The organism is Nonomuraea sp. NPDC050383, assembly GCF_044459125.1.
In the GTDB taxonomy this organism is placed as follows: domain Bacteria; phylum Actinomycetota; class Actinomycetes; order Streptosporangiales; family Streptosporangiaceae; genus Nonomuraea.
Window position 1 is genome coordinate 189,426 of record NZ_JBITIP010000005.1, and the last position, 19,645, is coordinate 209,070.

Genomic DNA, 19,645 nt, shown 5'->3' on the forward strand with positions numbered 1-19,645 from the left:
GAGGAGCCCGCGGCGGCGCGGAGGGAGTGGCTGGTGCGGCAGGCGGCGGGATGGGGTCTCGGCGCGGTGGGCGCCGGCGTGGTGGTGATCGCCGGCCTGGACGTGGTCGGCGCCGGGCTGGGCGAGATCAATCCCCTGCGCAGGACCATCAGTGAGCACGGCCTCGGCGCCTACGGCTGGGTCTTCGGCCTCGGCGTGGCGCTGCTCGCGGCCGGGTCGGCGGCCATCGGCGTCGCGCTGGCCCGCACGCGGCTGGCGGGGGTGTTCGGCACGCTGGCGCTGATGGCGTGGAGCGCGGGGCTGCTGGTGACGGCCTGGTTCCCCAAGCACGACTGGTCCGTCGGGCCGAGCCTGAGCGGCAGCATCCACCGGGTGGGGAGCCTGGTGGCGTTCCTGAGCCTGCCGGTGGCGGCGCTGGTCATCGCCCGCCCGTGGCGGCACACCGGGCGGCGCGGCCCCGCGCTGGCGGCCTTCGGCTTCGGCCTCGGCTCGGCGTTGTGGGTGGCGGGGATCGTCGCGGTGGTGCTGGTGGGGGCGCGCGGCGGGCTGGCGTGGTGGCAGGTGATGCCGCTCGGCCTGGTGGAGCGTGGCCTGGTGGAGCGTGGCCTGGCGGTCACGGAGGTGGCCGCCGTGGTGGCTCTGGGTGCGTGTGCCCTGGCGAAAGGGCCGGTCGAGCGCTAACCTGACCGCGCCTCACGTTTGCTGACCCCCCACCTGGAGGCCGCCGTGCCGACCCCCCGTGATCGTCAGGCCCGCATCGCCACGTTCGTCGCCTACGCCGTGCAGGGACTGTCGTTCGCGACCCTGCTGACGCAGGTCGCCGCCCTGCAGCACCGGCACGAGCTCGACGAGGGCACGCTCACCCTGCTCCTGCTCGTCGTCCCGGTCTTCGCGGGCGTCGGAAGCGTCGCCGCCGGCTCGTTCGCCGCGCGTCTGGGCAGCAAGCCGCTGCTGCGGGCCGCGCAGCCGGCCGTCGCCGTCGCCGTGGTGCTCGCCGGTCTCGCCCCGAGCGTGCCGCTGCTGCTGGTCGCGCTGCTGCTGTTCGGGCTGGCGGTCGGAGCGGTGGACGCGGGCATCAACATGCAGGGCGTGGCGGTCGAGCGGAGGTACGGCAGGGCCGTGCTGAACGGCTTCCACTGCGTGTGGAGCGTGTTCAGCCTGCTCGGCGCGCTGTGGGCGTCGGCCGCGGCCGGGCTCGACCTCGCGGTGGTCATGAGCGTGCCGATGGTGCTGGCCGTGGCGGCCTCGCTCTACGCCGGGCCGAGGCTCTGCACCGTCGAGGAGGAGAAGGTCGAGCACACGGAGGAGACGGCCGGCGGCCGGTTCCCGTGGCGGCCGATCATCCCGCTCTGCCTGGCGATGGGCTTCCTGTACGTCGGCGACGCCGCGGTCTCGAACTTCAGCACGGTCTTCATGAAGGACGTCCTGGCCGCCACCCCCGGCGTGGTACCGCTGGCCTACGCCGCTTACCAGGCCACGACGCTGGCCATACGGCTCGGCGGCGACCTGGCGGTGCGCAGGTACGGCCCGGCGGCCATCGTGCGGATCGGCGGCGCGATCGCGACGCTCGGCTTCCTCGGCATCGTGCTCTCGCCGAGCCAGCCGCTGGCCATCGTGGCGTTCGGGCTGACCGGCGTGGGACTGTCGGTGGTGGCGCCGCAGTCGTTCTCGGCGGCGGGGCGGCTGGACCCGGCGGGCACGGGCGTGGCCATCGCCCGGGTCAACCTGTTCAACTACGTGGGCTTCATCGTCGGCGCGGCCCTGGTGGGCGGCCTGGCCGACTCCTTCGACATGCGGATCGCGTTCGCCGCGCCGTTCCTGCTGGCGGGCGTGATCATCGTGCTGGCCCGGGGCTTCGAGCCCGCGGTCAAGACGCCGGCCTAGCGCGCTTCGGCCTGGGATCCGCGCCGTACCTCGGCCACCTCGACCGGGCGGCGCTCGCGGCGTGACAGCTCCGCGGCCTCGGCGACGTACAGGGCCTCCAGCGCGTCCTCGATGGGACACAGGCGGGGGTCGCCGCGCAGGAAGCCGTCGATCTCGTCGACGTACGCCTGCCGGAAGCGGGCGATGAAGTCCGGCCACGGCTCCTGCGAGGGCTCCAGCCCCTCCGAGGAGCGCAGCGGCGCCCGCGGGCTCAGCCCCACGACGTGCGTGCCCTTGCTGCCGGCCAGCTCCATGCGCACGTCGTACCCGGCGCCGTTGTAGCGCGAGCCCTGCACGGTGGCGAGCGTGCCGTCGTCGAGGGTGAGCAGCGCCGCGCTGGTGTCCACGTCGCCCGCCGCGGCGAAGAACGGGGCGCCCCGGTTGGCGCCGGTCGCGTAGACGGTCGCGACCTCGCGGCCGGTCACCCAGCGCAGGATGTCGAAGTCGTGGATATGGCAGTCGCGGAAGATGCCGCCGGACAGCGGGATGTACTCGGCGGGCGGCGGCGCCGGGTCGGCGGTGATCAGGTGGACCCGGTGCAGCTCTCCCAGCTCGCCGCCGCGCAGCGCCGTCGCCGCGCTCACGTACCCGGCGTCGAACCTGCGCTGGAAGCCGATCCGCACCCGGTGCCCGCGGGCCGCCCGGAGCACCTCCAGGGTCCGCTCGACGTCGCCCGCCACCGGCTTCTCGCAGAACGCGGGGACGCCCCTGCGGCACGCCTCCAGGAGCAGGTCGGCGTGCGTGCCGGTGGGGGTGGCGATGACCACGGCGTCGGCCTCGAACGGGTCGCCCGGCCTGCCGTACGGCGACGTGCGCACGGGATCGGCCACGATCAGCTCGTCCACCAGCGGGTGCGCGGCCAGGGTCTCGGCGTGGAAGGCCCCGATCCGGCCCAGGCCCAGCAGTCCCACACGCATCGCGCCTCCAAGGTGACGGTCGCTCTCTTTGTAGGCGAGCCCGCGCGCCTCAGTCAATAGTTTGTCCTGACATTCGGACCTTCAGCCCTCGTACGGCCCGCTCCGCCCGGTGCGCCGGCAGCCGGGAGAAGCCCGCGGCCACCGCCGGGCCGCCCGGTGTGAAGCGCATCGGGCCCACGGCCTCCATGGCCAGGCCCAGCTCGCGGGCGGCCTCCACCACCTGGTGCTCGTCCCAGCCGGCCGGCAGGTCGAGGTAGGCGTGCAGACCCGCCTCGATGCCCCGGACCCGGACCTCGGGGAGGTGCTCCGCCAGCGCCCTGACCAGGGCGTCCCTGCGGCTGCGGTACTCGCGGCGCATGCGGCGCAGGTGCCGGTCGTAGCCGCCGGTGCGCAGGAAGCCGGCCAGGGCGTACTGCTCGATCACCGGCGAGCCCAGGTCGAACTCGCCCCGCGCCAGCCGTACCGCCCCCGCCAGCGATGGCGGAGCCACCACCCAGCCGAGCCGCAGCCCCGGTGCCAGCGCCTTGCTGACGCTGCCGGCCAGCACCACCCGGTCGGGCGCGAGGCCCTGCAGGCAGCCCACCGGGTCGCGGTCGAAGCGGAACTCGGCGTCGTAGTCGTCCTCCAGCACGATCGCGTCGGCGTCCTGCGCCCACTCCACGAGCGCGGCCCGCCTGCAGGGCGACAGCACCACGCCCGTCGGGTACTGGTGGGCCGGTGTGACCAGCGCCGCGCGGGCCGGGCGGTCGCGCAGCGCGGCGACGTCGAGGCCCTGCCCGTCGACCGGCACGGGCAGCAGCTCGGCGCCCGCGCGGCGCAGCAGGGGGATCTGCCGGTGGCTGGTCGGGTCCTCCACGGCCAGCCCGAACCCGTCGCCCTGCGGCGTGCGGGTCGCCTGCGCGGCGAGCACGTGCAGAACCAGGCTGAGGCCCTGGGCGACGCCGCCCACGATGACGAGGTTCTCCGGCTCCACGTCCGCCGCGCGCACCCGCCGCAGGTAGCCGGCCAGCTCCTCGCGCAGCTCCGGGATGCCGCCCGGGTCGCCGTAGTCGAGGGCGTCGGACGGGATGGTGGCCAGGGCCTGCCGCAGCGCCGCCAGCCAGCGCTCGCGCGGGAAGTGGCCGAGGTCGGGCGAGGTCGCCCTGCTCCGGTGGTCGTGGTACGGCACCTGCTCCTCGCCGCCGGGCCCGCGCTGACAGGCGGCCGCGGCCGGCGCCACGCGGGTGCCGGAGCCGACGCGCGAGACGAGGAAGCCCTCCGCGACGAGCTGCTCGTACGCCTCCACCACGACCCCGCGCGACACCCCGAGGTCGGTGGCCAGGTCACGGCTGGACGGGAGCCGGTCACCGGGCGCCAGCCGGCCCGACCGGACCGCCTCCCGCAGGCCGGAGGCCACCTGCGCGGCCACGCCACCCCGCTCGTGATCCACCGGTACGTACAGATCGGCCATTGGTCCTCATTCGCGGCGGCAGATTGGACTGTTTGGGAGAGCCATTGTCTCCCTAGCATGCTCGTACATGGGCAAAGGTGTCGTGAGCGCCGCGAGCGCCATGTTCCTCGTGGGAACGCTGGCCGGAGTGTCCGGCCTGGTCAAGGACTATCCCGTGTACGGCGGGCAGGCGGTGCGCTACCTGCTCGCCGCCGTCGTGCTGCTGGTCATGACCCGGGCCATGGGGCTGCGGTTCGTCCGGCTGACGCCGCGGGAGTGGGGGCTGCTCGGCGCGCTGTCGCTGACGGGGCTGGCGCTGTTCAACGTGTGCGTGACCGAGTCGGCCGGCGCCGCCGGGCCCGCGCTGGTCGGCACCGTGCTGGGCGCCGTGCCGCTGGCCCTGGCGCTGGCGGGCGGGCGGCCCGCGCCCCGGCTGCTGGCGGGGGCGGGCGTGGTCGTGGCGGGCGCGACGCTGGCCACCGGGCTCGGCAGCGGCAACCTGCACGGCCTGCTGTGGGCGCTCGGCGCGTTCGCCGGGGAGATCGCCTTCTCGCTGCTGGCCCTCCCGCTGCTGCCCAAGCTGGGTGCGGTACGGGTGAGCGCGTACTCGACCGCGCTGGCCGTGCCCCTGCTGACCGTGATCGGGGTGGTGCGGGAGGGCACGGACATGCTCCGGGTGCCGACCGTCGCGGAGGCGGCCGGGTTCGCCTACCTGGCCTTCGTGGTCACCGTGGTGGCGTTCTTCCTGTGGTACACGGCGCTTCCGCAGCTCGGTCCGGGGCGGGCCGGGCTGTTCGCGGGCCTCATCCCGGTGGGGGCCATCGCGACCGGCGCGGTGCTGGGCATCGCGACGCCGTCCGGCTACGACCTGCTGGGCGCGGGGCTGGTGGTGTGCGGCATCCTCGTCGGCCTCACCGCCCGCCGCCCCGCGCCGCCCGCTCCCGGGCCCGTCCCCGTGCCGGACCTCGCCGCCGAGCGCACGTGAGCCCGGGCCGGAGGCCGGGCGGGAGCCGGCCTCGCGTGGGCGTACGCTTTGGGAAATCGAAAGGATGGGCATGGCCGAGTTCGACTACACCGATCTTCTCCCGCTGGGCGCCGACGACACCACGTACCGGCTGATCACCTCGGAGGGGGTGCGGAGAGTCGAGGCGGCCGGCCGCACGTTCCTGGAGGTCGACCCCGAGGCGCTGCGGCTGCTCACCGAGACGGCCGTGCACGACATCTCCCACTTCCTGCGCTCGTCCCACCTGGCCCAGCTCCGCAAGATCATCGATGACCCGGAGTCCAGCGGCAACGACCGGTTCGTGGCGCTCGACCTGCTGAAGAACGCCTCGATCTCGGCCGGCGGCGTGCTGCCCATGTGCCAGGACACCGGCACCGCGATCGTCATGGGCAAGCGCGGCCGCCACGTGCTGACCGACGGCCGCGACGCCGAGCACGTCGCGCGCGGCGTGTACGACGCCTACACCCGGCTCAACCTGCGCTACTCCCAGATGGCCCCGCTGACCATGTGGGAGGAGAAGAACACGGGCAACAACCTGCCCGCCCAGATCGAGCTCTACGCCGAGGACCCCCACGGCCACCCCGACGAGTACAAGCTGCTGTTCATGGCCAAGGGCGGCGGCTCGGCCAACAAGTCGTTCCTCTACCAGGAGACCAAGGCGGTGCTCAACGAGAAGCGCATGCTGGCCTTCCTGGAGGAGAAGATCCGCTCACTCGGCACCGCGGCCTGCCCGCCGTACCATCTGGCGATCGTCGTCGGCGGCACCTCCGCCGAGTACGCGCTGAAGACGGCCAAGTACGCCAGCGCCCGCTACCTCGACTCCATCCCCACCGAGGGATCGCCGTCCGGGCACGGCTTCCGCGACCTGGAGCTGGAGGCCAAGGTCTTCGAGCTGACCCAGAAGCTCGGCATCGGCGCCCAGTTCGGCGGCAAGTACTTCTGCCACGACGTGCGCGTCATCCGGCTGCCCCGCCACGGCGCCTCCTGCCCGGTCGCCATCGCCGTCTCCTGCTCGGCCGACCGGCAGGCCCTGGCGAAGATCACGCCGGAGGGCGTCTTCCTGGAGCAGCTGGAAACCGACCCGGCCCGCTTCCTGCCGGAGACGACCGACGACCACCTGTCGGACGACGTCGTCAAGGTCGACCTCAACCGGCCCATGCCGGAGATCCTCGCCCAGCTCACCAAGTACCCGGTCAAGACGCGCCTCTCGCTGACCGGCCCGCTCGTCGTCGCTCGCGACATCGCGCACGCCAAGATCGCCGAGCTGCTCGACGACGGTGGCGAGATGCCGCAGTACCTGAAGGACCACGCCGTCTACTACGCGGGGCCGGCCAAGACGCCCGAGGGCTACGCGTCGGGCTCGTTCGGGCCGACGACGGCGGGGCGGATGGACTCCTACGTGGAGCGCTTCCAGGCGGCCGGGGGCTCGATGGTCATGCTCGCCAAGGGCAACAGGTCGCGCCAGGTGACCGAGGCGTGCCAGCGGCACGGCGGCTTCTACCTGGGCTCCATCGGCGGGCCGGCGGCGCGGCTGGCGCAGGACTGCATCAGGAAGGTGGAGGTCCTGGAGTATCCGGAGCTGGGCATGGAGGCGGTGTGGAAGATCGAGGTGGAGGACTTCCCCGCGTTCATCGTCGTGGACGACAAGGGCGACGACTTCTTCGACGATCGCACGGGGCCGGTGCTGTCGATCGGCCGCCGCTGACCTGAGCCGCGAGGAGGCCCCGCCGGGCACGTCGACCGGCCGGGGCCTTCGGCGTTTCCGGGGTCACCGAAGGCGGCGCGGGGAGGCGGGTCAGGCCAGGACGGCGGCTCGGTGGGGGGCCACGACGCTGCCGTCGGGCAGCAGCAGGCCGGTGTCCTCGAAGAGCACGACGCCGTTGCAGAGCAGGCTCCAGCCCTGGTCGGGGTGGGCCGAGATCACATGGGCCGCCTCACGGTCGGGCGATACAGCGGCGGGGCAGACGGGGAAGTGACTGCAGCACATCGTGCACCTCTCAGATGACGCTCCTGCGATGGGTTTCAGAAGGGCAGCTTGCGCCCCGACGGAGTGCGAAGGTCGAGGGAGGGGCCGGCCGGCTTCCTCGGCCGGGGGTGAACCTGGGTCTGGCGCATCCTCATCACGTCCTTCGGGTGAAGCCGTCATGATCGCTGACTTGGTCGTGCCTCCGACGCGTGCTCCCCATTCTGCCGATCGTGGCGGTCACTTTCCGGATTCTTGGGGAGTCGCCTCGTTAGTAGCTTCACTCTGCACCCACCCCCTTACGACACCCTTACAACCGGCCTACCGCACCCCAGAGTTCCCGGCGCACCCCTTCCCGTGCTGACTGAGCCCCCTTTATCGGCGTAATGCGCTTTTCTCCGGACCTGGGGAAGCCATCCCGGAAAGGGGCTCGGAGCTGGGGAAATGCCATTCCGCATCGGGTGCGGAACAGTCGGGAGTCACGGCGTACGGGACCGGGGTCCGCGGCGGGCACGTACACGCGGCGGCGCGCGCATCCCTTGCGGCGCGGCGGCCGGGCCCCCACCATGTGGACGGCACGACACTTCGCGCGTCCATGGGCGCGCCGAGCAGGCTCGCTGACGGGGCGAGTCAGACGGGTTGACTTGGATTCGCAACATTTTATCGGCCGGGCCTCTACTGGTCGGTTTACACAAATAGGTAAGCTGCCAGGCATGCGTGCGCCCTCCGGTTACCTTCTCGCCGCGCGCTACCGGCTCCTGGAGCCGGTCGGACGCGGCGGCATGGGCACCGTGTGGCGGGCGCACGACGAGCTGCTCGACCGCTACGTCGCGGTCAAGGAGGTACGCCTGCCGACGGTCCTCGACGAGGAGCTGCGGGCGGAGCTGTGCGCCCGCACCGAGCGCGAGGGCCGGGCCACGGCGATGGTGGCGCACCCGTCGGTCATCACGGTGTTCGACGTCGTGACCGAGGACGACCGGCCGTGGATCGTCATGGAGCTGCTGCAGGCGAGGTCGCTGGAGCAGCTCATCCAGCAGGAGGGACCGCTCCATCCGCGCCGGGCGGCGGAGATCGGCCGGCAGATCCTCGGCGCGCTGCGGGCCGTGCACGCCAAGGGCATCCTGCACCGCGACGTGAAGCCCAGCAACGTGCTCGTCACCGACGACCGGGCCGTGCTCACCGACTTCGGCCTGGCGGCGCTGGAGGGCGACGTCTCGATCACGCAGGCGGGCATCGTGCTGGGCTCGGCGGGCTACATCGCGCCGGAGCGGGTGCTCGGCGCCAAGGCCAGCCCCGCCGGCGACCTGTGGTCGCTCGGCGCGACGCTCTACACCGCCGTCGAGGGCAGGGGCCTGCACGGCCGCCGTACGGCCGCCGCGGCCCTGGCGGCGCTGACCAGCGGCGAGCCCATCCCGATGACCAAGGCGGGCCCGCTCGCGCCCGTGCTCGACGCGCTGCTCCGGATCGACCCGGAGACCCGCCTCGACTCCGTGCGCGCCTCGCTCATGCTGGCGCGCGTGGCGGCGGGCGGCTCGGCCGAGGAGCCACTGGCCTCCCGCAGGCCCGTACGAGCGGCACAGGCGGCGACCGCGGCCTCTTTCCCACGCCGGCCCGCGCATCGCGGGCTGCACAGAGCCGACGCCATGCAGCGGGCCGACATCCTGGCCGCCCCGGTCACGGTGCCCTCGCCCAGGCAGGAGCGCCGGCCCGGCGAAGGCGTCCATCGCCGGCGGGTGGAGCAGCGGCCCGCGACTCCGACGATCTATGCCCGCGTCATGACGGCGGTGATAAAGTTGTGCCTTCCTCGAAGGTTCTGGCCAAGGGAACTTCGCAAGCGAGGCTAAAGCACTTTCCAAGCGAAATAGATATCTTCTTCTCATGCCGGAACACCAGACACGCCTGCTCGCCGAGCGCTACGAGCTCATCTCTCCGCTCGGGCGAGGGACGATGGGGACGGTGTGGCGCGCCAGGGACCGCGCCCTCGGCCGCGAGGTGGCGGTCAAGGAGATCCGGCAGGACTCCGGACTCACCGAGGAGCAGCGGGCCGAGCTGCGCGAGCGCATGGTCCGCGAGGGCCGCATCGCGGCGCGCATCAGCCACCCGGCCGTCGCCGCCATCCACGACGTGCTCATCGAGGACGGCAGCCCGTGGATCATCATGGAGCTGGTCGAGGCCCGCTCCCTGGAGCAGGTGATCGACGAGGAGGGGCCGCTGCCGCCCCGGCTGGTCGCCGAGCTCGGCGTCGACCTGCTCGGCGCGCTGCGGGCCGCGCACGCCCAGGGCATCACGCACCGCGACGTCAAACCGGGCAACGTGCTCATCACCGAGACCGGTCGCGTGGTGCTGACCGACTTCGGCATCGCCAAGGCCGAGGGCGACCCCAGGCTCACCAAGACCGGCATGGTGATCGGCTCCCCCGGCTACACCGCTCCGGAGCGCGCCAGGGGCGAGTACACCGGTCCCGAGTCCGACATCTGGTCGCTCGGGGCGACGCTGTACTTCGCCGTCGAGGGGCGTCCCGCGTACGAGCGGGCCTCGATCGCGGAGACACTCGCGGCGCTGCTGAGCGAGAACGCCGACCCGCCCACCCAGGCGGGCCAGCTCGGGCCTGTGCTGACCGGGCTGCTGAACAAGGACCACAGGAAGCGGCTGAGCGCGGCCAAGGCCGAGACCATGCTGCGGATGGTCGCCGACACCCCCACCCACGAGATGCCGGTCATCACCGCCGAGGCCCTGACCGGCCAGGAGGCCTCCGTGCCCGACGCCACCAACCCCGCCAGCGGCTCAAGGACGCCGGGCTCGCCGGCGTCCGGCCCTCAGCGGGGAGCGGGCGCGCGTCCTCAGGCCGGTCCCCAGCAGGCCGGACCTCAGCAGCCCGGCCCTCAGCAGGCCGGACCTCAGCAGCCCGCCGCCCAGCAGGCCGGTTCCCAGCAGCCCGGCCCTCAACGGCCCGGCGCCCAGGGGGCGGGCCGTGCGGTGCCCGACTCCGAGCGCACGGTCAGCCTGATGCGCCCCAAGACCCCGCTCCCGGGCCGCCCCCAGCAGGGGCCGCCCGCCGACGAGGGGTCCCTCCAGACCCAGCGGATCCAGACGCCCCGGCCCCACAGCGCTCCCCCCGGTCAGCAGGTCTACCCGCCGGCTCCGGGCCAGCAGCCCGCCCGCCCTGTGCCGCAGGGCCGGCCCGGCCAGTACCCCCAGCAGCCGATCTCCGGTCAGGGCCCCTACCAGGGTCCTCCCCCCGGCCCCCATCAGCCGGGCCCGGCACCCTACGGGCCGCAGGGGATGGCCACGGAGCGGCCCGACTCCAAGGGGCTCGGCACCGACCTGTTCGCCATCGCCGGGCCCGAGGAGCGTCCCGCCGGCAACCGCACGGGCATGCTCGTCCTCATGGCGGTGGCCGCCGCGGCCGCCGTGATGATCGCGATCCTCATCGTGGCCATCCTGTCGAGCTGATCCGGCACCCCGGCGCCCCCGATTGAGACGTCCGGTGTGGGACAGACTGGGGGCATGAGCGAGTTCCGCATCGAAACAGACTCGATGGGCGAGGTGCGCGTGCCCGCCGGAGCCAGGTGGCGCGCGCAGACCCAGCGGGCGGTCGAGAACTTCCCGATCTCCGGACGGCCCCTGGAGCCGTCGCACATCGCCGCGCTCGGCCTCATCAAGGCCGTGGCCGCCGAGGTCAACGCCGAGCTGGGCGTTCTGGACAAGGACCTGGCCGAGGCCATCGCGCAGGCCGCGGCCGACGTCGCCGAGAACGAGCACGACGACCACTTCCCGATCGACGTCTTCCAGACCGGCTCCGGCACCTCGTCCAACATGAACGCCAACGAGGTGGTCGCCCACCTCGCGCAGGAGCGGCTGGGCCGGCCCGTCCATCCCAACGACCACGTGAACGCCTCGCAGTCGTCCAACGACGTCTTCCCCACCTCCATCCACGTGGCGGCGGCGACCGAGGTGACCTACCACCTGATGCCCTCGCTGGAGCACCTGGCGGCGAGCCTGCGGGCCAAGGCCCTCCAGTTCGACCAGGTGGTGAAGTCCGGGCGGACCCACCTGATGGACGCGACGCCGGTGACGCTCGGGCAGGAGTTCGGCGGCTACGCCTCGCAGATCGAGCACGGGCTGGTGCGGGTGAAGTCGGCGCTCGGGCACGTGCTGGAGCTGCCGCTGGGCGGCACGGCCGTGGGCACCGGCATCAACACCCCGCCGGGCTTCGCCGAGAAGGCCATCGCCAAGCTGCGCGAGGCGACCGGCATCCCGTTCCGCGAGGCGCTGGACCACTTCGAGGCGCAGAGCGCGCAGGACTCGATCGTCGAGCTGTCGGGCCAGCTCAAGGTCGTGGCCGTGTCCCTCAACAAGATCGCCAACGACCTGCGCTGGATGGGCTCCGGGCCGCGCGCCGGGCTCGGCGAGATCAACCTGCCCGACCTCCAGCCGGGCTCGTCCATCATGCCGGGCAAGGTCAACCCGGTGATCCCCGAGGCCACGGCCATGGTGGCGGCGCAGGTCATCGGCAACGACGCCGCCATCACGTTCGCGGGCGCCTCGGGGACGTTCGAGCTCAACGTGCAGCTCCCGGTGATCGCGCGCAACATCCTGGAGTCGATCCGGCTGCTCGCGAACGTGTCGCGGCTGCTCGCCGACCGCTGCGTGGCGGGCATCACGGCCAACGTCGAGCGGCTGCGCGAGTACGCGGAGTCCTCGCCGTCGATCGTCACCCCGCTCAACCGGTACGTGGGCTACGAGGAGGCGGCGCGCATCGCCAAGCAGGCCCTGGCCGAGCGCAAGACCGTCCGGGAGGTGGTCGTCGAGCGCGGCCACGTCGCGTCCGGCAAGATCACCGAGGAGCAGCTCGACGCGGTCCTCGACGTGCTGGCCATGACGAACTCCGGCAAGGACTGACCGGCGCCGCTCAGCCGGTGGCGCGGGCCCAGCGGGCCAGCAGCGCGGCCGCGGCCCCGGACTCGACGGCGTCGGCCGCGCGCTTGCGGGCCGCTCCCAGGGACGGGACGAGGTCGGCGGCGGGCGGGGCCCCTTCGGCGGCCACGAGCGCGGCGGCGGCGTTGAGCAGCACGATGTCGAGCACCGGTCCCGGCTCGCCCGCCAGCACCGCGCGGGCGACCGCGGCGTTGTGCTCGGCGTCGCCGCCGCGCAGGTCCTCCGGACGGGCCCGCGGGATGCCGAGGTCGGCGGGGTCGAACGGGGTCGCGGTGACCTTGCCCCGGCGTACCACCCAGATCGTGGACGGGCCGGTGGTGGTCAGCTCGTCGAGGCCGTCGTCGCCGCGGAAGACGAGCGAGGAGCAGCCGCGCCGGGCGAGCACGCCAGCGATCACCGGCGCCATGCGCGCGTCCGCGACACCCACGGCCTGCGCGGCGGGCAGCGCCGGGTTGGTGAGCGGGCCGAGGAAGTTGAAGAACGTGGGCACGCCGAGCTGGCGCCGGACGGGCGAGGCGTGTCTCATCGCCGGGTGGAAGGCCCCGGCGAAGCAGAAGGTGATGCCCACCTCCTCCGCGATCCGCACGACCTCGGCCGGCGGCAGCTCGACGCGCACGCCCAGCGCCTCCAGCACGTCGGCCGCGCCCGTGGTCGAGGAGGAGGCCCGGCCGCCGTGCTTGACCACGCGGGCCCCGGCCGCCGCGGTCACGACGGCGGCCATGGTGGAGATGTTGACCGTGCCCGCCCGGTCGCCGCCGGTGCCGACGAGGTCCACCGTCTCGCCCGGCACCCTGATCGCGTACGAGCGGGCCAGCATGCCGTCGGCCAGGCCCGTCACCTCGTCCACGGTCTCGCCCTTGGCGCGCAGGGCCACGGCGAAGCCGGCGATCTGGGCGTCCGTGGCCGCGCCGGACATGATCTGGTCCATCGCCCACGCGGTCTGGTGCGCCCGGAGGGAGGAGCCGTCGAGGAGCGAGCCGAGCAGGGAGGCCCAGGTGATCGTCATGTGAACGCCCTTTCGCTGGTCGAGGTGCTCGACGGGGGGCGTCCCGGACATGCGGGCGGCCGCCTCGTCGAGGCGGCCGGGGTGCGTATGCGCGTGCGGGTCCGCCTAGGAGGCGGGCCACCACTGCTGCGCGTACGCGGTCATGGGGCAAACTGTATCAGCCGGGCCGGCCCACATACGGCGATGGTGATCTGTGTAGCCGGGCCCCATCATGCGGCCGCGGCGCAGCGCTTAGGGTCGGAGGTATGGCGAACGAACTGACCGGTGCGCTGACGGGGCGGACCGCGCTGGTGACCGGGGCGGGCGGCGGCATCGGGGCCGCCTGCGCGCGGCGGCTGGCCGCCGCGGGAGCGCACGTGCTCGTCGTCGACCGCAGGGCGGACGCGGCCGGGAAGGTGGCCGCCGAGGTGGGCGGCACGGCCGTGGTGGCCGACCTGGGCGATCCGGGATTCGCCGAGGCGCTGCCCGCCGACGTGGACATCGTGGTCAACAACGCCGGGTTCCAGCACGTGGCGCCCATCGAGGAGTTCCCGCCGGAGATCTTCTCCACCATGCTGCGCGTCATGGTGGAGGCGCCGTTCCGCATCGCGCGGCGGGTGCTGCCCGGCATGTACGCCCGGGAGTGGGGCCGGTTCGTCAACATCTCGTCGGTCCACGGGCTGCGCGCCTCGCCGTACAAGTCGGCGTACACGACGGCCAAGCACGCGCTGGAGGGCCTGTCCAAGACGATCGCGCTGGAGGGCGGCCCGCACGGCGTGACCTCGACCTGCGTCTGCCCCGGGTACGTGCGCACGCAGCTCGTGGAGGACCAGATCGCCGACCAGGCCAGGGCCCACGGCATCGACCCGGGTAAGGTCGTCGAGGACGTCATGCTGAGACCCGCGGCGATCAAGCGCCTCATCGAGCCGGAGGAGGTGGCCGAGCTGGTCGCGTACCTGTGCGGCCCGAGCGGCTCGTTCATCACGGGCGTCTCGCTGCCCGTCGACGGCGGCTGGACGGCGCGGTAGCCCCGACGTCATGAACACGCCCGCCACCCACTTCCTGGAGCTGCTCGCCCGTGAGGCGTCGGCCGTGGAGTTCGAGGGGCCGATCATCCAGGCCCGCGCCGAGGGGGCCGACGCGGCGACGATCGAGGAGCTCGAACGCGCCAAGATCGAGGCGCTCAGGGTGCGGGCGCTGCTGAGACGGCGGGCCAGGCGCGAGGCCGAGCTGTCCGCCCTGTACGACACGGCCGGCGACCTGGCCGCGCTGCGCGACCTGGACGCGGTGCTGGAGGCGATCGTCCACCGGGCCAGGCAGCTCCTGGGCACCGACACGGCGTACATGACCCTGCACGACCCGGAGCGGGGCGACACGTACATGCGGGTCACCGACGGGTCGATCTCGGCGAAGTTCCGCGCGCTGCGGCTGGCCATGGGGGCCGGGCTCGGCGGGCTGGTGGCGCAGTCGGCCACCCCGTACGCCACGGCCGACTACTTCGCCGACGCCAGGTTCCGTCACAAGGACGACATCGACGAGGCCGTCAAGGAAGAGGGCCTGGTCGCGATCCTCGGCGTTCCGCTGCGGCTGGGACAGCGGGTGATCGGCGTGCTGATGGCCGCCGACCGCAGTGCCCGGCCCTTCCACCAGGAGGAGGTGTCGCTGCTGGCGAGCCTGGCGGCGCACGCGGCGGTCGCCATCGACAACGCCCGGCTGCTCCAGGAGACGCGCAACGCGCTGGAGGAGCTGTCCAGCGCCCATCGCACCGCCCGGGCGCACGCCGAGGCCGTGGAGCGGGCCGCGCTCGCGCACGACCGCATGACGTCGCTGGTCCTGCGCGGCGGCGGCATCGAGGACGTGGCGGCCGTGGTGACCGACGTGCTGGGCGGCTCGCTGGCCGTGCTCGACGACCTGGGCAGGCCGATCGCGGGGCCGCTCGACGGGGCCGTGGGGGAGCTGGACGCGGGCGTGTTCGAGGCCGCGCAGGCGTCGCGGGCGCTGGGCCGTACGGTGCGCAGGGGTGACCTGCGGATCGCGTCGGTGGACGTCGGCGGGGAGCCGCTGTGCACGCTGGTCCTGCGCAGCGACGACGCCGACGAGCGGATCCTGGAGCGGGCGGCGCTGGTGTGCGCGCTGCTGCTGCTGTTCCGCCGCAGCGTGGCCGAGGCCGAGGGGCGGGTGCGGGGCGAGCTGCTGGACGACCTGATCTCCCGGCCCGGCACACCCGGCCTGACGGACCGGGCGCGGCGGCTGGGCGTGGACCTGGGCGCGCCGCACGTGGTCGTGGCCGCCCGGCACGACGGGCAGCGGGAGCGGGCCGCGTTCTGGGCGTCGTCGCACGCCGCGGTGCGTCATGGGCTGGCCGCGGGGCGGGCCGGCGAGGTCGTGCTGCTCCTGCCCGGCGACGACGCGGGCGCGCTCGCTCAGCGCGTCGCCGCCGAGCTGAGCGCCTCGCTGGGCACGCCGGCGACGGCGGGCGCCTCACGGGTGGGCGCCATGGCGGGCGACGTGGCGGGTGACAGGGCCGGTGACAGGGCCGGTGACGTGGCCGGGGCCTACCGGGAGGCGCGGCGGTGCGCGGAGGCGCTGATCGCGCTGGGCCGCGCCGGCGACGGCGCGAGCGCCGCCGAGCTGGGCTTCGTCGGCCTGCTCATCGGCGAGGGCCGCGACGTGCACGGCTTCGTCCGCTCGGCGCTCGGCCCCGTCGTCGACTACGACGCCCGCCGGGGCACCGCGCTGACCGGCACGCTGGCCGCCTACTTCGGCACGGGCTGCTCCCCGTCCCGCACGGCCGAGGTCATGCACATCCACGTCAACACCGTCACCCAGCGGCTCGACCGCATCGGCAAGCTCCTCGGCGACGGCTGGTCGGAGCCGGAGCGGGCGCTGGAGATCCAGCTCGCGCTCCGCCTGCACCGCCTCGGCCACACATCGGCGCCGTAGACTGTGGGCTTCGCCCCCATATAAGTGACTCCCGTCACTCCCTAGCGTGACGGCATGGCCACTTCCATCAAAAGGGTCGTCGGCGCCAGCCTGATCGGCACCACCATCGAGTGGTACGACTTCTTCCTGTACGGCTCGGCAGCCGCCCTCGTGTTCAACAAGCTGTTCTTCCCCGAGGCCGATCCGCTGACCGGCACCCTCCTCGCGTTCCTCACCCTCGCCGTCGGATTCGTCGCCCGCCCCCTCGGCGGCCTGATCTTCGGCCACTACGGTGACCGGTTCGGCCGCAAGACCCTCCTGGTGGTCAGTCTGCTCATGATGGGCGCCGCCACGTTCCTCATCGGCTGCCTGCCCACGTACGCGACCGTCGGCGCCGCGGCGCCGGTGCTGCTCACGGTGCTGCGGCTGGTGCAGGGCTTCGCGCTCGGCGGCGAGTGGGGCGGCGCGGTCCTGATCGTCTCCGAGCACGGCGAGGCGAGCCGGCGCGGCTTCTGGGCCTCCTGGCCGCAGGCGGGCGCGCCCGGCGGCAACCTGCTCGCCACCGGCGTGCTGGCGATCCTCGCCGCCACGCAGTCGGACGCGGCGTTCCTGAGCTGGGGCTGGCGCGTGCCGTTCCTGCTGTCGGGCGTGCTGGTGCTGATCGGGCTGTGGATCAGGCTGTCGATCACCGAGTCGCCGGTGTTCCAGCAGGCCGAGCCGGAGGAGACGGCGCCGATCATCGGCGTGCTGCGCCACCACTGGCGCGACGTGCTCATCGCCATCGGCGCGCGGCTGGCGGAGAACATCTCGTTCTACCTGATCACGGTCTTCGTCATCACCTACGCCAAGAGCACCGGGATCGCCAACTCGACCGTGCTCAACGCCGTGCTGATCGGCTCGGCGATCCACTTCATCACGATCCCCATGTGGGGGGCCCTGTCGGACCGGCTCGGCCGCCGGCCGCTCTACATCGCCGGCGCCGCCGGGATCGGGCTGTGGATCTTCGCGTTCTTCCCGCTCATCGACACGGGCAACTTCCTGGCGATCACGCTGGCCGTCACCGTGGGCCTGATCTTCCACGGCATGATGTACGGCCCGCAGGCGGCGTTCTTCTCCGAGCTGTTCGGCACCCGGATGAGGTACACCGGGGTGTCGATCGGCGCGCAGCTGTCGGCGATCGTGGCCGGGGCGCTGGCCCCGCTCATCGCGGTCGCCCTGCTCAAGGACTTCGGCAACTCCCTGCCGATCTCCGTGTACCTCGGCGCGGCGTCGGTGCTCACGCTGATCGCCGTCTTCGCCGCCCGCGAGACCCAGGGCCGCGACCTGGCCGAGAAGGTCCGCGCGTGAGCGCCTCCCCGGAGTTCACGTCCGTGAAGGTCACGACGCCGAGGCTCACCCAGCACGTCGTGACCGTCGAGGGCCGGGCCGGCGAGCCGGTCCTGTTCGTCCACGGCAACGTCTCCTCCTCCGCGTTCTGGCACACGAGCATGGCCGCGCTGCCGGACGGCTTCCGGCCGCTCGCGGTGGACCTGCGCGGCTTCGGCGACACCGACCCGGAGCCCGTGGACGCCACGCGCGGCCTGCGGGACTACTCCGACGACCTGCTGGAGCTGGTGGACGCGCTGGAGCTGCCCGCCGTCCACCTCGTCGGCTGGAGCCTCGGCGGCGGCGTCGTCCTCCAGGCGCTGCGCGACCGGCCCGCCGCCGTCCGGTCGGTCACGCTGGTCAACCCGATCTCCCCCTACGGGTTCGGCGGCACCGAGGGCCCTGACGGCACGCTGACCCATCCCGACGGCGCCGGGTCGGGGGCGGGGGCGGTCAACCAGGAGTTCGTGGCCCGGCTGCGGCGTGGCGACCTGTCGGACGAGGACCCCGCCTCGCCGCGCTCGGTGTTCCGCTCCGCGTACGTGGCGAGCCCGGTGGAGGACGAGGACCGGTACGTCGCCGCCATGCTCACCACCCGGGTCGGCGACGGCCACTACCCGGGCGACGCGGCCACCTCGCCCGCGTGGCCGGGCGTCGCCCCGGGCACCCAGGGGGTGCTCAACGCCGCGGCGCCCACCCGCTTCCGCCTGGACGACCTCCACGAGATCAGCCCGAAGCCGCCCATCCTGTGGATCCGCGGGGCCGACGACGTCATCGTCTCCGACACCTCGCTGTTCGACCTGGCCCACCTCGGCGCCATCGGCGTGGTGCCCGGCTCCCCCGGCACGCCGGCGCAGCCCATGGTCACCCAGACCCGGGCCGTTCTCGGCCGCTACGGCCCGTACCGCGAGGCGGTGCTGGACAAGTGCGGCCACAGCCCCCACCTGGAACGCCCCGACGACTTCCGGCGCCTGCTGGCCCGGCACCTCCAGGAGTCCTGATGCTCGCCCACTACCAGCTCGCCGCCGGGGCCCTCAGCCTCGTCGCGAGCCTGCTCAGCCCGGCGTCACCGGCCGCCCCGGCGGCCGGGCGGGCCGGGACGCTCACCGTGCCGGGCGCCGAGCGGACCGTCACGGCCACGCTCGACGATCTCACCACCGCCGGCACCACCCGAACCGGCCACACCGACCCCGCCGACTGGGCCGGCCTGCACTCGGCCGCCACCGTCAACCCCACCGGCGTCCCCGGCGTCCAGATCGACGGCTACTTCCCCGACACCTCCACCACCAACCCCACCCACGGCTGGAACCACGACGCCCAGTTCGTCATCAGGCTCCCCGAGCACTGGAACGGCGGCCTGGTCGTCACCGGCACCCCCGGCAACCGGGAGCAGTACGCCAACGACTTCACGATCTCCGACTGGGTGCTGTCCAAGGGGTACGCCTTCGCGGCCACCGACAAGGGCAACACCGGCCTGGAGTTCCACACCGACGGCCGCCGCCCCGGCGACGCCATCGCCGAGTGGAACGAGCGCGTCACCCAGCTCACGGTCGCCGCCAAGGCCGTCGCCGCCCAGCGGTACGGCAAGGCGCCGCGGCGCACGTACATGGCGGGCATCTCCAACGGCGGCTACCTGGTCAGGTGGCAGCTGGAGAACCGCGGGTGGCTCTACGACGGCGGCATCGACTGGGAGGGCACGCTCTGGCGGGTCAAGGGCGACAACCTGCTGAACTTCCTGCCGGCGGCGCTGAAGGCGTACCCGGACGAGGCCGGGGTGCGGGAGGCGGGCTTCGCGGCCGGCTCGGAGTTCCTGTGGCGGTTCCACCGGCAGTACTACTGGGAGCTCACCCAGCAGCTCTACCAGAAGGAGCTGGACCCGGCCTACGACGGCGCCCCGGCCGACTACGACTACGACGCGCGCCGGCCTTACGCGGCGCTCGCCAAGATCGCGCTGACCGGGCGGATCACCAAGCCGCTGATCACGCTGCACGGCACGCTCGACTCGCTGCTGCCCATCGAGCGCGACTCGGACGTGTACGCCCGGATGGTGGGCCCGCACCGGCCCTTCCGCTACCACCGCGTGGAGGGCGGCAACCACCTCGACAGCCTGGTGGACGTCTACCCGGACCGGCTCAGGCCAATGCTGCCGGTCTTCCGCGACGCCTTCGCCGAGCTGGAGGAGTGGACGGGCCGGTAGGGG

16 protein-coding genes are annotated in these 19,645 nt (G+C 73.4%); 12 read left to right on the forward strand and 4 right to left on the reverse strand.

Annotated elements, in window-relative coordinates:
- The first annotated feature begins 33 nt into the window (after positions 1–33).
- Positions 34–681 carry a DUF998 domain-containing protein gene (locus ACIBG4_RS15030; RefSeq protein WP_397202259.1) on the forward strand — a complete coding sequence of 216 codons (648 nt, stop codon included), beginning with the start codon at positions 34–36 and terminating at the stop codon, positions 679–681.
- Positions 682–726: 45 nt separating this feature from the next.
- Positions 727–1,884: an MFS transporter gene (locus ACIBG4_RS15035; protein WP_397202260.1), complete on the forward strand. Its 1,158-nt coding sequence runs from the start codon at positions 727–729 to the stop codon at positions 1,882–1,884.
- Here ACIBG4_RS15035 and ACIBG4_RS15040 read toward each other — a convergent pair.
- Positions 1,881–2,840, reverse strand: coding sequence for a Gfo/Idh/MocA family oxidoreductase (locus tag ACIBG4_RS15040; protein WP_397202261.1), 960 nt, complete (start codon positions 2,838–2,840; stop codon positions 1,881–1,883). The two genes, ACIBG4_RS15035 and ACIBG4_RS15040, sit on opposite strands and share 4 nt — an antisense overlap.
- Before the next feature lie 49 nt (positions 2,841–2,889).
- Complete coding sequence (locus ACIBG4_RS15045; protein WP_397202262.1) at positions 2,890–4,290, reverse strand: PLP-dependent aminotransferase family protein; 1,401 nt, start codon at positions 4,288–4,290, stop codon at positions 2,890–2,892.
- A gap of 67 nt (positions 4,291–4,357) precedes the next feature.
- Here ACIBG4_RS15045 and ACIBG4_RS15050 point away from each other — a divergent pair, with 67 nt between their 5' ends.
- Both ACIBG4_RS15050 and ACIBG4_RS15055 read left to right on the forward strand, forming a co-directional pair.
- Positions 4,358–5,254, forward strand: a complete 897-nt coding sequence (locus ACIBG4_RS15050; protein WP_397202263.1) for a DMT family transporter — start codon at positions 4,358–4,360, stop codon at positions 5,252–5,254.
- A 70-nt stretch (positions 5,255–5,324) separates the two neighbouring features.
- Entirely contained in the window at positions 5,325–6,977 is a 1,653-nt protein-coding gene (locus ACIBG4_RS15055; RefSeq protein WP_397202264.1) for a fumarate hydratase, read from the forward strand.
- A gap of 90 nt (positions 6,978–7,067) precedes the next feature.
- Here ACIBG4_RS15055 and ACIBG4_RS15060 read toward each other — a convergent pair whose 3' ends face one another.
- Positions 7,068–7,259 carry a DUF5999 family protein gene (locus ACIBG4_RS15060; RefSeq protein WP_310709737.1) on the reverse strand — a complete coding sequence of 64 codons (192 nt, stop codon included), beginning with the start codon at positions 7,257–7,259 and terminating at the stop codon, positions 7,068–7,070.
- Between the two features lie 689 nt (positions 7,260–7,948).
- Between ACIBG4_RS15060 and ACIBG4_RS15065 the strand changes: the two genes are divergently transcribed.
- Genes ACIBG4_RS15065 through ACIBG4_RS15075 form a run of 3 tightly spaced genes read left to right on the forward strand, consistent with a single transcriptional unit; the run spans position 7,949 to position 12,137 of the window.
- Positions 7,949–9,079, forward strand: a complete 1,131-nt coding sequence (locus ACIBG4_RS15065; RefSeq protein WP_397202265.1) for a serine/threonine-protein kinase — start codon at positions 7,949–7,951, stop codon at positions 9,077–9,079.
- Positions 9,080–9,113: 34 nt separating this feature from the next.
- Positions 9,114–10,688, forward strand: coding sequence for a protein kinase (locus tag ACIBG4_RS15070; protein ID WP_397202266.1), 1,575 nt, complete (start codon positions 9,114–9,116; stop codon positions 10,686–10,688).
- A gap of 54 nt (positions 10,689–10,742) precedes the next feature.
- Positions 10,743–12,137 (forward strand): class II fumarate hydratase, encoded by a 1,395-nt coding sequence (locus tag ACIBG4_RS15075; protein ID WP_397202267.1) that lies wholly within the window; start codon positions 10,743–10,745, stop codon positions 12,135–12,137.
- 10 nt (positions 12,138–12,147) lie between these two features.
- Here ACIBG4_RS15075 and trpD read toward each other — a convergent pair whose 3' ends face one another.
- The gene (gene trpD / locus ACIBG4_RS15080; RefSeq protein WP_397202268.1) at positions 12,148–13,179 is read right to left on the reverse strand and encodes an anthranilate phosphoribosyltransferase; all 1,032 of its coding nucleotides are present in this window, start codon (positions 13,177–13,179) and stop codon (positions 12,148–12,150) included.
- Positions 13,180–13,424: 245 nt separating this feature from the next.
- Between trpD and ACIBG4_RS15085 the strand changes: the two genes are divergently transcribed.
- Genes ACIBG4_RS15085 through ACIBG4_RS15105 form a run of 5 tightly spaced genes read left to right on the forward strand, consistent with a single transcriptional unit; the run spans position 13,425 to position 19,642 of the window.
- On the forward strand, positions 13,425–14,186 hold the full coding sequence (locus tag ACIBG4_RS15085) for a 3-hydroxybutyrate dehydrogenase (RefSeq protein WP_397202269.1): 762 nt from the start codon (positions 13,425–13,427) through the stop codon (positions 14,184–14,186).
- 10 nt (positions 14,187–14,196) lie between these two features.
- Positions 14,197–16,101 carry a helix-turn-helix domain-containing protein gene (locus tag ACIBG4_RS15090; RefSeq protein ID WP_397202270.1) on the forward strand — a complete coding sequence of 635 codons (1,905 nt, stop codon included), beginning with the start codon at positions 14,197–14,199 and terminating at the stop codon, positions 16,099–16,101.
- A gap of 54 nt (positions 16,102–16,155) precedes the next feature.
- Positions 16,156–17,427 (forward strand): MFS transporter, encoded by a 1,272-nt coding sequence (locus ACIBG4_RS15095; protein WP_397202271.1) that lies wholly within the window; start codon positions 16,156–16,158, stop codon positions 17,425–17,427.
- A complete protein-coding gene (locus ACIBG4_RS15100; RefSeq protein ID WP_355439770.1) occupies positions 17,424–18,446 on the forward strand; it encodes an alpha/beta hydrolase in 1,023 nt (340 codons plus the stop codon). The genes ACIBG4_RS15095 and ACIBG4_RS15100 overlap by 4 nt, the downstream gene beginning before the upstream one ends.
- Entirely contained in the window at positions 18,446–19,642 is a 1,197-nt protein-coding gene (locus tag ACIBG4_RS15105; RefSeq protein WP_397202272.1) for a tannase/feruloyl esterase family alpha/beta hydrolase, read from the forward strand. The genes ACIBG4_RS15100 and ACIBG4_RS15105 overlap by 1 nt, the downstream gene beginning before the upstream one ends.
- Positions 19,643–19,645 lie beyond the last annotated feature (3 nt).